This is a genomic window from Methanomicrobia archaeon (assembly GCA_016930255.1).
GTDB lineage: Archaea > Halobacteriota > Syntropharchaeia > Alkanophagales > Methanospirareceae > JACGMN01.
Genome location: JAFGHB010000015.1, coordinates 1 through 13,193, shown reverse-complemented (window position 1 = coordinate 13,193; position 13,193 = coordinate 1). Strand labels below are relative to the sequence as shown.

Sequence of the window (13,193 nt, the reverse complement as noted above, 5' to 3'; positions counted from 1 at the left end):
AACATGGCAACAGAAGATATAGCCGAAGTTGACCTGGGCAACGGGAAAGCAGATCTGGTGCTGAAGAACTGCAGAATCGTGGATGTGGAATATGGGGTTATCTTTGATTCTGATATTGGCATAACTGCTGATAGAATAGTAAAAATTCAAGCAGGACTGACGGGCATTCAGACTGTTGACGTTGCGGGCAAGTTCGTTGCTCCAGGTCTAGTGGAGCCGCACGTGCATTATGAGAGCAGCAAGCTGCCGTTGAGTGCGTTTGTGCGGCTCATCATGGCGCATGGCACCACGACGCTCGTAAACGATCCGCACGAGATTGCCAACGTGCTCGGCGTCCGAGGCGTTGAAGAGACGTTGCGGGAGGCACGACTGCAACCGATCAGCGTGTATATAACCGTCCCGAGCTGCGTGCCTGCCTCGCCCTTTGAAACCTCCGGTGCGACGTTAGGTGCCAAGGAGGTCGAAGAACTGCTTCGAGAGGAGGGTGTTATTGGTCTCGGTGAAGTGATGAACTTCCCGGGCGTTATCAACAACGATCCGGAGGTTATGGGTAAAATCGCGGCCGCTAAACGATTAGGTAAGATAATAGAAGGCCACTGCCCGTTGCTGAGCGGTGAAGCGTTAAAGAAATATTATGGAGTCGGGATCAGCTCAGACCACGAAGTGACCGAGGGATGGGAGCTTGCAGAGAAGCTGAAGCTGGGTATGGCGGTGTATATCCGGTTTGGCAGTCAGGCGAAAGACCTGGAGAATCTGGTTGGCTACATTTTAGATAATGAGCTTTCTACCGATAATGTAGCGTTCTGTACCGACGATCGGCACATTGCCGATTTGATTATGCTTGGGGGTCTCGATTACACGGTGCGGACTGCTGTCAATTTGGGCCTCGATCCGATCACAGCGCTCCAGATGGCAACGGTCAATCCGTGCAGGCATTTCAGGTTGGACGACCGAGGGATTATCGAGGTTGGCAAACGAGCAGACCTTGTCGTGTTTGACGATCTCACACGCTTCATTCCAGAACTGGTAATTGCAGACGGTAAAATTGTCGCGCGTAATGGCATGGCCACCGTCCCAGAAGTAACGTTTAACTATTCATTCGGGCTTAACACAGTGAGGTGTCCGGAATTTACCGCTGAGCAGTTTGCAATCAAATGCGTGGGCAAACGAGCAAAGGTGAACGTCATAAGAGTCATGGAAGGCAGTTTGATCACGGGATCGGTTATCAGAGAACTGGAAGTACACGATGGAGTTCTTGAAGCGGATATCAGGAACGATGTCTTGAAGATTGCGGTGATTGACCGTCATACCGGCAAGGGCGGCTACAGCACTGGTTTTGTTACCGGGTTAGGACTCAAAGAAGGCGCTATCGGCTCTACCATCGCGCATGACAGTCATAATATCATCGTCATCGGTACCAATGATACCGATATGACAGCAGCGGTCAACGCGCTCAGGGAGATGGACGGCGGCGAGGTTGTGGTTTCTGACGGAAAGGTAACGAGACTCGTGCTCGAGTATGCTGGGCTCATGTCGCTCGACGAGCCCGCTCACGTGGTAAAGGATATGGAGACGCTGGAAGCGGCGTACCGTGAGTTAGGCGGGAGATTAACGTCACCGTTTATGGCGCTCAGCTTCCTAGCGTTGCCCGTGATCCCCGCGCTGAAGATAACAGATAAAGGGCTGTATGAGATTACCGAGCGGGAGATAACGAGGAAGGAGCTTATTTTGTAGCGGGAATCAGAAACTGAAGCTGAAGATTCTGGATATGAAGTGCAGATGCGGATACCCTGAAAAAGCTATTCTTGTCTGGTACTGGGAGCGGTGAAAAGAGAGCAGCCATTACAAGAAGTGATTCATTGTTATTTTGAGCACAATGCGGAGAATACTCGGTGCTATGAGCCCCATTACTGTACCGCACACGAGCATCATAATGGGCCCGAGAATGGTGGGCACGAGATACCACCGCAGGTTTACTAAAAAGAACAGCACTCCTCCCGCAGCCACGCCACTGGTAATAAGTAACCATCTGAAGCGGCGCAAAAAAGACGCACCCCGTAGCTGTGTAAGACACCAAGTCGACCATCCGCAATGGGCTCTGATTATCTCAACAGCATCCGTACGCGTCAAAATAGTCTTATCTATCTTGACGAGCATGTCACCATCCAGTAGAAACAGCGTTCGCGCCGCCACGTTGAACTCCGAATTCGTACCCTGCGGAATAGACGTTTCGAAGACAAACAGTCCACCGGTGCATATGCCTTCCAGCAATATACGGAGCCAGAAAAGGGAATCTTTTCGGCTCTTTTTCTTCCCGAGTAAAGAGCCGGGATCAGTTATGAGTTTCTGTGCGAGTTCGTGATCAGTCTGAAGGCGGCATTCGAACAGTGGATTTGCTAAATTCCTCCTGTAATAGACGTGGTCTCCCACCAGGATGTCCTCGGTCGATTTACTCGTCATACTTCATAGGCTATCGGTGAAATATCGCTCCCGTCAACGTTCGGATAACCTGAACGAAGGTGTTTATCAGCTCGTTCCTATACTTTGTCCCCGCTTCAACGTTCAGACGGTGCGCCTGCATAAGCTCGTCTGCATTGCTCCAGGACTCGGTGAACAACCGCTCGTTGATGCGGAATACAATATCGCCATCAAGCTGCATGACGGTCTGCGCATAGATGTACGCTGCATCCACCAGTTCCCAGAGTGTGCGCAGTTGCTGGTGCTCACGACCCTTAAGCATCCCTTCCTCCCAGTCCCATTCCGAGCTGCAGTGTAAGTCGAGGTACTTCTGCAGGTAGTGCAGATACCTCCGGTACTCCGAGCGTTCATGGCTTTGCGTTCTGTCTAAATTATCAGTGGTTTTATGGTCTAGGCATACCTTGAGGTCATCGCGGAGTTTTTTAATTTTAATCCGGTCATCACCGTTTGTGAGTTCATCTTTATCGCAAAGATCTTTGAGTGTCTTGAAAGAAGAATCGTTTAGAAGAGGTTTTTGAATTTCACTGAGTTTTTTCTTCTTCGCTTCGGAGATGTCGAAAAATTCCACGAGATTGCCGCAGGTCTCATGGAGGAATCCCACGTCGTCGAGAGGATACACGCCAGAGATGTTCGGCGCCAGCACCGAATCAACTTCGAGGCTGAGAAGATCGACCGATGCCTCCTTGACCGCCCTCTTTAGACGCTCTAATGCGTCCTTCAAATCTTGTTTACTTGTTCCTGAATCATTTTTATCGCTACTCATGACATTGCTTTCCCTCCCGGTTTACCACCACGACGTACGTTCATTAGAAAACAACCTCTCTGCTCTTCTTCACAGTTATCCACCTAAGTGTAACGGTCGTATGTAATCAATCAGAGTTGTGCTTCTATCTACGTCGCTTCCTTGATCTCTGCGCTAAGCGTCTTCGCCAGGTTTCTCAGGAATTCCAGTTTTGTCTGGATGTCCTGCTCCGCAAGTTCTACCTGGTCAGTATGAAACTCGAGCAGGAATGCCAAATCGGGATCCGTCAGGAAGATCCTGTGGATTTCGTTGGTTCGGTCTGCTTGCAGAAGGTCGATCTTGGTGTATATCTTCTCGTCCTCAGCACCGCCGCATAGTCTGGTTGTAATTTCGAGGCAAAGGAGATTGGAAATCGCCTTTTTGATCTCATCCCAAACCTTTTTGGGGTCATTCTCTTCACCAATAAGCGCATTTACGTCTACCTGCTTCTTTTCGGGGTGCCCTCCAGACGGGGGTTCATTTCCATCAGGCATTAGTATTTTTTCACCAGTACTCCGTTGTTTGTGATACTATAAAAAACTTGCGATTGTATGATTTCTTATCGGCTGCGCGATCGCTGTTCGCTGATCACGGACCTTCCAGCAGCCTTTTTGGAACAACACTGATACCAGCTAAAGAGGACGGATGATGGGCTTTATGCGGTCAGGGAAAAGGGGTAGTGAGGAAGGAGCTGATGGTAGAGATAGATTAACGTACTAGACGGAGGGGATAGTGTATACAGTCATCTTGCCAATAGATGGCCCTGTTGCGAGCCTTGATGATCCGTTTGCTCGTGTCAATTTTCTATTAGATTAGGCAATCAAAAATTATTTAAGCGAGAAAGTATTTTTGTGCTAATATGAGAAAAGAGAATTTGAATCTTATCCTATGTGTTGTTTGTTTAATTGTCACCGTGGTGGGTTTTGGAATAGCGATATGGCAGCTTAATCTGACACTTTATCAGACAGAATATCCAGATTTGAATATAACACATCAAATCGATAAAGAAAACGGATTTTTGAAGATAACCCTAGAGAATACAGCTTCAAGAAAAGAGACAGGGACTATAAACTTTTATAGACTTGAGGTCAGTGATTCGAAACCACACCTGCAATTAGAATCACTAAATCCTGGAGATAATACATCATTTTTTGCGGCTATAAGCGTGGATGAAAAATATTATAATGTTTCAGACTTAGAATCAGAATATCCAACATTAACGGCATTTGAACTCCCAGGAATCACACGACATAAACTATATATGATTACAGAAAATACATCAATATCCTACAAGATAACATGCGACAATTGTCACCCACAAGGGTTTGTCAAAAGAATCCCTGATTGGGAAACAATAGAAACGGGATTTGCTATAAGTCGTACAGGTTCTAACTATACCGTTAATGGTACTTTACCAATTTATTCTTGGGTCACCTATACTCCAGAAGATTTGCCATGAGGTGGAGTACAAAGTAAGATATAAAGGCATGTATGAGATCGGTTCGTGCTTAGATTTTTCTACCATTATCTTTTCTTTAGAGGATATTAGAACAAAACTCTCCGATTCTTCTTCGCAACTCCCCATAATCCGCATACGCCCTGCACACCACGCCCGTTTTCCCGCTAATGTATGCCGAGATTTGATTTTCAAATTCCTTTCTGTAAATCGCTAAAACGGGAATCCCCAACTGAACCGCATCCGCAATCTCCGCACCGACACCGAGGCTCGGGTTCGTTATCTCGGCGATGACGAGATCCGCCTCCTGTAACCAGCGGTAATCGCGATCGTGTATCTGCTGTTCCGTGAGCCGTGACTCGTTCGCTATAAAATCCGCTTGGGTTTGATGCCTGCTGATTACTTCCATTCCCAACTCTTCAATTATATCAGGAATCTTTCGTAACTCCGCCTGCGCCACTCTGCTGTAGCCGCCACGCATCGAGCAGGAGAAGAACACGCGTTTCGGTTTGATCATAACAAGAACAGATATGCTCCGCTGAACCTAAAAAGTATTCCTCAACGCCTCAGAAACGAGCGCTTTTTGCAACCCGTGTTACCTTACCTACCGTGGACCCCTGATCTTATCGGCAATCGTTCGTATCTCGTTTGAGATCTCGTTCAGACCCGCCCGTATCTTGATCAGATCGCGTGCAACGCTCCGCTTCTCATCGTCTTCACTCCGCGCAAACTTCGTTGAGATCGCATTGATGGAACTCGATTTCTCCTCCAATCGCCCGGATGTATCGTTCAACTCCGCGGAGATCTGGCTCACGTCCACGCCTTTACCGCCGCCGCGCGAAACGTAGACATAGACGAACGCCGAGCCCAAGATCAAGCCCACGAGCACCGAAAGGATGACGTAAAGCGTGATTGGTGGCGGCTCCGCGGCGACTGAAAGCTCGTTGTAATGCGCTGATAGTAGTGATGCCCAGCCCGGATGCCCTTCCTCTGCCAGTCTTCGGATGTCCTCTTCCAAATCCGTTTCGCCGATCTTACCCTGTGCTTCCTCCAAGTTCTGCTCTATTTCGCTCTGGGCATCCTGAATGTCTTCCGTCGTTGACAAGAAGGTCATCGACGGCTCCAGCTTCTGTATTATCGTCGATAAGGTCGACCCGTCGCTCGTCGTGCCTACGGTGAGTTCGACGTACACTTCGCCCTCACCAATGCCGTAGATGTCGTATACTTCGAACCCCGGTTCTTTGATCTTCTTTATCGGCTTTGGCACGTCGCCGGATAAGACGATCTTCGGGACAAGGGCTGCATGCGCCTCCGCGCCCTTCCACACGAGTACGTTTGCCGCATGATAAATGTCATCACCAACCTTCCACTCCGGGTTATCGAGGTTCGTCCGCAATTCCAGGACATAATCATCGAGTATGGGGTTCCCCGTCTTGCCCACGTAGATGTTGAATTCCAGCCGGTCGCCTTCAAATTGCTTGCTATCCAAAAACCCAACGTAGGTCTGTTTACTTCCCGTCTCCAGATTGAGGACGTATGACGTGTCTTCGTCCAGCTTCAGCACATCCTGCTGCGCTGCGGCGAGTCCGATGCCAAGCGATAAAAACAGAAATGTGCATGCCAAAACGGCGAGGGCTGTGACCGCTAATCCGTTCTTGCTCATTCTTCATCCCTCCGTATATCGAGTGAGAGATCGGGCAGCTCGACGCTCTTCGGCTTCTCCCGCTTCTCTTCCCCTATTTCGACGTCCGCTCCCGGTTCCCCCGACTCGGTTATCTTTTTCAGCTCTTTTAACGCGGATAACATCATTGCGAGCGGCCCGCCCATATCTTTTATCCCCTTTGCTGCTTTCATACTATCCTCCCGGATCCTCGAAATCTCCGCTTCCGCCTTGGTCATATGTCGTATGACGCTCGAGGAAGTATCTTCAGAAGGTATCGCCCCGAGGAACTCCATCGCTCGGTCAATGACCGCTTTTATGTCGTCACTGAACCGGTTCGAGAGATCTTCAATCCGGTCGATTAAAATCTCCATGTTCCGTGATGAGTCTTCGATCATGCGTACCATTCGCCCAGCCTTAGCTCCCGGAGGCGCGCCCGTCTCCATACCGCGTAATTTGGCTATCAATTCATTAAGCTCGTTTCTCAGAACTATAAACCCGCGTTCTGCCTCTTTTGTCCAGCTCTTCACGTTCTCCATGCTCTTACTCGCATTCTCAAGGCCGTGCACGAGCATCGTAAGATTCGCGATCGAGTAGCTCGCCGGATCCGGAATGCGCAGGTTCTTGATGTCCTCCGCCAAATTCAAGCCGGTAAGTAAATCGTCGAACATCTTCAGGCACTGTGCGAGCACGATCGGGACGTTATTCCATATCGCATCCTTCTCCAGCACCTCGTAATTCTTCCAGTACGTCGTCACCATATCTCTATTCTTCTCGTCTGCACCCGGCGTGTAAGGTATTCCGGAAATGAGAGAGAACGGTTTCGGGGTCCCGTAAAAGAGCGAATGATGCCGTTGCAACCTGATGAAATCACTTTCTTTATACGCTTTCTCGAGCCATTCGAGCTCTCGCAGCCGTGGCGGAAGCCCGGGTCCCGGCGCCCACGGTTGCAGCCCGATCATAAGCGTATAGATGGCAAAGCTGTGTGAACGCGCGGGCGTATCCAATTTCAGCACGTCTGCATCCTTTGCAAAGCGTTCCGTCACCATGGTCTTAAACGCGCCGCCGCCGAGCCGCGCATCATCAAAATTGTCCGCCCGTGTGCTCAATACCGCGATGAAATGCCCAAACTTCTCCTCCTCGTTCACCACGTTCCCCAGCGTATCCAGCATGAGGAATCCGTAATCGTGAAGAATGTCGATATACTTCGATGCCAGGGTATTCTCGATGGAATGCCGGTAGTTCACCATCGGATTGAATATGACATCGCCCTCGTTAATCGGCGAGTGCGTCCACCTGAAGAACTCCTCCTCGCGGCCGAGTTTCTTCATAATCGCGAAGAACGAGAGATTCTTCAGGTCTTCTCGGCTCTTCTTTAAGCTCCGGATCTCCTCGTCCGACAGCTCGATCTGATGATAACTCCGCGTATTCAGCGGCGAGGTTACGTCCCGGAGCAGCTTGTTCTTGAGCGCCTCAAGCCGTTCTAAATTCCGCTCTGTAAGTCGCTTCTCCTCTTCTGCATCGCTCGCCCGGATCTCAAGGTCGAAGACCTCCTCTTTCAAGCCAGATAACTTCTTCCTCGCTCTATCCAGCTTCGCCTTGGCATCCGCCATCGCACCTGTACTCCGATGCGCGAACAACCCAGACGCCGATTCGTAACTATCCACCTCGCGCTGAACCTCCCGAATTCGCCCCTCAAATCGCTCCAGTTCGCCCCGTTCGGTCTCTATTTTTCCTCGTATATCCGCTATCTTCGCCTCTATCTCTACTAATCGTTGCCTGACCCCAGGGATGTCATCCTCGACGTCATAAAGCAAGAATAACTTCTCTGAGGGGAAAACACACTCGTAGTAACCCAGCGAGTCAAACCGGTTTTCGTAGCCTCGTGCTCTGTTCTGGAGGTCGTTGAGGTCGAGCCACTTGCCCTTTGTCTCCACCGAGCCGCCCGGGAGGAACCCAAGGTCGAGAAGGAACCGTGGTATCGCCCGTTCCAATTCCTCATCCCGGTTCTGCCCCTGAAGGTCCCGTCCTAAAAGGAAGAACAGTTTGAACGGATTGGAATAGTTCTTGTCATCGATGACGATGTCCTCGGTATGTGACATGAGGAAATGAAGCTCTTTCATAGTACCCAGGGCATTCGCGGTTGGAAGCGCGGACTCCTTGCTCGACGGCAGAATCCCAATGCCAAAGATCACCGGCTCGGACCCGAACTGTTTCGAGATCCAATCCCTAATGTCTATTGCGACGTCGAGCAGCATGCTCGATCCTGTGCCGCCACCGAATGCGCACACCATTACTATAAAAAAGTCCTTACCGCCCGTTCTGTTTCTTAATTCCGATGCGGCCGTACCGATCGCACTGAATATCCGCTCGCGATGCACATTATACATCGCCCGCCCGTAGATCCGATGCTGTCCGCACCCGGCACCTGCAGCCGACAGATACGGATCCGGAAGCCATCTGTTGGCGTTCTTCATCAAAATCGTATCCGGGCGATTGAGAACGATCTTCTTCCGCTCTTCTACCTCGGTGCACGCACTTGCGGATGCCTGGTCGGTATCGATAATCAAAAACTCCTCATTCTTCGGTAATTTCCCTGTCTTGGACTTCAGCATGCGCAGGATATTATTAACGACGGTGCTCCCCTGCCCGCCGATTCCGATGACAATCCTATTTACCGTATCTTCTCCCTTCTCCATCTTCTATCTATCCCCGCTCATACCCCCTTCTCTTTCATTTCGTAATCTTCTACTTTCGCTTTGATCGAGCCCATCTCCTCCTCGAAATGCTCGATATCCATCCCGCTGCCCTGTATGTCGCTTTCAATCCCCGCAATCGCGCTATCTATGCTCTTTGCCGCTGAGGTGAGCTTTCTCGCTTCCTTCTCGCCTTTGAACCATACTGCAACAGCGAATACGCCGAAGATGATGCCGACCGCCAGTAGACCATAGATCACGATAGACTGCGTCGTGCCTGATAACGAAGAAAGGACCTTATCCCGGTATTCGTTCAACGCAAAGGAGATGACCGCGAATATAACGCCGATGAGCGGCATGAGAAGCAGCATCTTGTCCACCTTGAGCTTCAACAGCATCACGACGACCTCTACGATGAGCACTAGAGCAACAATCAGAATTCCTATACTTGTGGGTTCCATATCCACTACCTCTTTCCCTTTACTTCACTATATCGATACTAGTAGTTATTTAGGTTTCGGAGTATTTAAGTACGCTATGCTTTTCAAACTATAAAAAAATTCTATACCATTTCAGACTCGCACGTGGTTTCTGTCCAGCTACCCACTGGCACTTCTTCCTTCCATTTCTTCTGCTACATTTTGGAATTCTCCAGGAGAGAGTTTTAAATCGGGATAAAGCCATTTCACTCCAATTTAATCGCTGGTATCCCATAAACCTTTCTTTGTAAAGAAAGCTTTACCAGAGAAACTTTTTTATGACCACAGCCTGATGGCCTGAATCCAACAACTTTTCTTGGTAAGAAACGTTGATTAAAGAACTTGTTCCGTCAGACCAAAGCTTGATAGCAGGAATACAGTCCTCAGAACGCTTACCGTTGACATCTACGAAAGAAGTACAGTTCATCCAGCCGTTTTCGGTCAGTAGCGTTCTAGTATGATGGATCTGCGGACACGAGCCTGTTTTTTATACTGTGGTAGAACTCCGAAGATATTCAGAAACCGCTTTTATAACGACCTCAATATCCTTCATTATGTCCCCACGCAGTGGAGAGTCATCAAATACCCACTTCTCGTTTTTGCGGAACTGAAAATGGTGTGGGTAACTTTTGAGGGCTTTCATTTCTTTTATGCCCTCGTGTGGGTAGTCATCCCATCCCAAAATTCTTTTATCGCCCTTGTAGGGTAGTTCTGAATCAACCAGGCCGTATGAATAGCTCTTTGTCGTTGGATCGTAGTAAATGTCGAGGAAAAGCGTATCATTTATCGGAGCACGGATTTTCGCACCGATGACGAAGCACTCGTAAAATAGTCCAGAAGCAGTGAGCTTTTGGATAACTCCCCGATGCCAGATCATTCCTACAGACTCTCCAAGAGGTTTGTAAGTTCTTCTAACTCATAGCGTATCGCTCGCCACTCTAAGAGATCATTGTGGCGGGTATGGTCATCCGGAGTAACACCTTTTTCCTTTATCTCCTGCTCTAAACGTTCACGAGATACGTAGGTTTCAATCAGTATTTTCTCAGCTTTTTTGAGTTCCGTAATTCGCTCTGCAATCTTTGATACGATTCCCGTGAGAATAATATCCTCTTCCGTTGCGGGCAGTATTTTTAGGGCTTTACCCAACACGCCCATTTTGCTCGATGTTGCATGCATTTCTCATCAATTAAAAGAAACTATACCTTATTAAAGAAATAATTTGATGGCCGGTATCCAGTTATCGTACGTACGACCGTTAGCATCTACGAAAGAAGTACAGTTGATCCAGCCGTTTTCGGTCAGTAGCGTTCTAGTATGATGGATCTTCGGATAGGAGCCGGTGCGAATGGTATAATTATAGACCTCCTCAGAGTATAACGTATACGGTTCATTAAACGTTATGTTGTGCCAATCTCCTACATAACCATGCCAATGCGCTTCTACGCCGTCCCACGAGGAATTCCAGATTCTTGCGTATTCCGTATGGCCACCCGTGCCGGAACAGGGATAGGTATACAGATTTGCTGCGACGACCGTTTTGGTTACCGTTATCGTGCCGTTATGAGTGCCTGCGGTGCTTGGGTAGGGGTTGGCTGGTGCTCCGGTATCAAAGCTTGTTGCCGGATGATCGACGATGATCATTTCTAATCCGAACGCTGTACGTTATCGTCATCGGTTACCGTCAGATTCACCAGATAGGTGCCATTCTCCGCATACGAATGCTGCACAACTACACCACTACCCGTATTATTATCACCGAAATCCCACTCGTAGGACGTTATCGCCCCATCGGGGTCGTAAGAGTCCGAAGCGTTGAACGTGATGGTATCCAGCGTAGTTGGGTATGCTGGCGAATACGTGAAGTCTGCAATAGGGAGCTTGTTCACATCGATAGTTATCGCGGTCCAGTTGCTGTTCCCTGCGTTATCCACGGCAACCGCGGTGAGTGTGCAGTTGCCTGAGTTAAGCGTGGCGGTATCAAGCGTGAAAAGAGGATTTGTCGTGTCGGTGGTGTTCAACGCGATCAGCGACTCATTGGCGTACAGCGCCGTGTGATTTATCCCGCTGCCTCCGGTCTCGTTGACGGTTGTTTCTACCGTGAAGATGCCAGAGACCGTCACACCCGAACCGGGAGATGTAATGGAGACGATTGGTGGTATGGTCTCGGCGGGTGTTTCTTCGACGTAGATGTTGTCCCAGAGCACCCGCGCGTATTTATCCCATAATACTATGCAGGAGATGTTGCCGGTGCAGCCAGGAAGATCCAACGTCAGCTCCAGTCTATTATCAGTGTATGCGTACATCTTGTTGGTATCATTATCGATTACCAGTTTGAAGTTATACCAGTGATTGGAGGCAAATGAGTAGCTCGTGTAAGCACTATCCTGCTCGCTCGTCTCGGTATCGTACCAGTAGAGCACGACCGCTTCATCATCGGCCTTTGCATTGAGGCCGTACAATAGCGAGTGAGACGCACCCTTATCTTGCGTGATTTCGACGCTCGCGTGTGATTGTCCAGCTTTGTCTTCGGTGATGTTAAACACGCCTTCTACGCGGACGCTCTTCGTTCCGAAGTCCTGGTCAGCATACGCGTATGGTCCAGTACCGGCTGGGTCGTCAATCACCAGTACACCGTTTCCGTCAATGTCATCGAGATAGCAGTCCGTGTTATTACTCACGAGCCACGCACCGGATGTGAACTGGTCATTCTCGAACTGATCGTTGAAGATACAGCCCTTTGAAGCGCGAACGTTATCAAAAGCGACCTGTATGGTCGTACCTTCAGGTTCACTCGCACCCAACCCGATATCGCCCTGGGTATTCCAGGTATCGGTCACGGATAACACTAAATTTTCACCTGCTGAGGGTGATTTGACGTACACTGTTATGGTATCACCTTCAAAGCCGACCTTCAGGTGACACCAATAGTGGTTCACGAGATCGCTTACCGTAGCAGAACTCAGTGGCTCGTAATCCAAAAGCGTTAATTCCTCTTGCGTGATTTTGCCGTCGCCATTGGCATCGTATGTTCGGAACACGTAAGCCATTCCAGTCCATTCACCATCATAGTTAATATCCACACTTACGATATACGAGCCTCCGTAGGGGTGTGACTCGCCGAGCTGTATAGAATCCCGTCCGATGATATACGCTACTGCTCCTTCGGATCCGGTATCGATAAATCCGAAATCGGTTTCCACCGTATAATCAGTCCAGTTAGACGTGCCTTTCAACTGGATAATGGGATCGTAGCCGTCTGCAGCCGGCGAAGTCGTCCAGAGAAAATTATTCGTGTTCGTATAGATGTGCCACTCACCGTTATTCTCCACCCATGCCCCGTATGAGAAGTCAGTATCCTCGAAATCGTCCTCGAATTCGATCGTAATCTTATCCTCAGCCTCTGCCCAATACCAGTAGTTCTCAGACCGCCTGTGCACGTTATCGCCGACACCCACGGTGAGTTCATACGTTCCGAGCGGAGGATCATCAAAAACCAGCGTATAGTCCCCGGCGGAATATTCGGTCATCGTTTGAGGCTCGCCAAGATAGATATGGCTACCTGTTAAGTAAACCAAAAAAGGTTACACATCGATGTATTCGTTTTTATGAGTCCTCTTTTCTTTCTTTTTCTGTAAAGGAGGAT

The 13,193-nt window shown here is 49.2% G+C and carries 13 protein-coding genes; 2 read left to right on the top strand and 11 right to left on the bottom strand.

Annotated features, from left to right (window positions below; genetic code table 11):
- Window positions 1–3: 3 nt before the first annotated feature.
- Entirely contained in the window at window positions 4–1,734 is a 1,731-nt protein-coding gene (gene ade / locus JW878_02335; GenBank protein ID MBN1761906.1) for an adenine deaminase, read from the top strand.
- A gap of 108 nt (window positions 1,735–1,842) precedes the next feature.
- On the opposite strand, the gene JW878_02330 is transcribed toward ade, so the two are convergent.
- The 3 genes from JW878_02330 to JW878_02320 all read right to left on the bottom strand — a co-directional run bounded on the left by JW878_02330 (window position 1,843) and on the right by JW878_02320 (window position 3,753).
- Entirely contained in the window at window positions 1,843–2,460 is a 618-nt protein-coding gene (locus tag JW878_02330; GenBank protein MBN1761905.1) for a hypothetical protein, read from the bottom strand.
- Window positions 2,461–2,470: 10 nt separating this feature from the next.
- The gene (locus JW878_02325) at window positions 2,471–3,241 is read right to left on the bottom strand and encodes a hypothetical protein (GenBank protein MBN1761904.1); all 771 of its coding nucleotides are present in this window, start codon (window positions 3,239–3,241) and stop codon (window positions 2,471–2,473) included.
- Window positions 3,242–3,369: 128 nt separating this feature from the next.
- A complete protein-coding gene (locus JW878_02320; GenBank protein MBN1761903.1) occupies window positions 3,370–3,753 on the bottom strand; it encodes a hypothetical protein in 384 nt (127 codons plus the stop codon).
- Window positions 3,754–4,118: 365 nt separating this feature from the next.
- Here JW878_02320 and JW878_02315 point away from each other — a divergent pair, with 365 nt between their 5' ends.
- Window positions 4,119–4,718 (top strand): hypothetical protein, encoded by a 600-nt coding sequence (locus JW878_02315; protein MBN1761902.1) that lies wholly within the window; start codon window positions 4,119–4,121, stop codon window positions 4,716–4,718.
- 76 nt (window positions 4,719–4,794) lie between these two features.
- On the opposite strand, the gene JW878_02310 is transcribed toward JW878_02315, so the two are convergent.
- The 8 genes from JW878_02310 to JW878_02275 all read right to left on the bottom strand — a co-directional run bounded on the left by JW878_02310 (window position 4,795) and on the right by JW878_02275 (window position 11,595).
- Window positions 4,795–5,232, bottom strand: coding sequence for a nucleoside 2-deoxyribosyltransferase (locus tag JW878_02310; protein MBN1761901.1), 438 nt, complete (start codon window positions 5,230–5,232; stop codon window positions 4,795–4,797).
- 87 nt (window positions 5,233–5,319) lie between these two features.
- Window positions 5,320–6,378: a hypothetical protein gene (locus JW878_02305; GenBank protein ID MBN1761900.1), complete on the bottom strand. Its 1,059-nt coding sequence runs from the start codon at window positions 6,376–6,378 to the stop codon at window positions 5,320–5,322.
- A complete protein-coding gene (locus JW878_02300; protein MBN1761899.1) occupies window positions 6,375–9,074 on the bottom strand; it encodes a hypothetical protein in 2,700 nt (899 codons plus the stop codon). Before JW878_02300 ends, JW878_02305 begins: the two co-directional genes overlap by 4 nt.
- Window positions 9,075–9,091: 17 nt before the next feature.
- Entirely contained in the window at window positions 9,092–9,532 is a 441-nt protein-coding gene (locus tag JW878_02295; protein ID MBN1761898.1) for a hypothetical protein, read from the bottom strand.
- A 505-nt stretch (window positions 9,533–10,037) separates the two neighbouring features.
- Window positions 10,038–10,427, bottom strand: a complete 390-nt coding sequence (locus JW878_02290) for a hypothetical protein (GenBank protein ID MBN1761897.1) — start codon at window positions 10,425–10,427, stop codon at window positions 10,038–10,040.
- Between the two features lie 2 nt (window positions 10,428–10,429).
- On the bottom strand, window positions 10,430–10,726 hold the full coding sequence (locus JW878_02285; GenBank protein ID MBN1761896.1) for a hypothetical protein: 297 nt from the start codon (window positions 10,724–10,726) through the stop codon (window positions 10,430–10,432).
- Window positions 10,727–10,756: 30 nt separating this feature from the next.
- A complete protein-coding gene (locus JW878_02280) occupies window positions 10,757–11,191 on the bottom strand; it encodes a hypothetical protein (protein MBN1761895.1) in 435 nt (144 codons plus the stop codon).
- Window positions 11,192–11,193: 2 nt separating this feature from the next.
- On the bottom strand, window positions 11,194–11,595 hold the full coding sequence (locus JW878_02275; protein ID MBN1761894.1) for a PKD domain-containing protein: 402 nt from the start codon (window positions 11,593–11,595) through the stop codon (window positions 11,194–11,196).
- Window positions 11,596–13,193 lie beyond the last annotated feature (1,598 nt).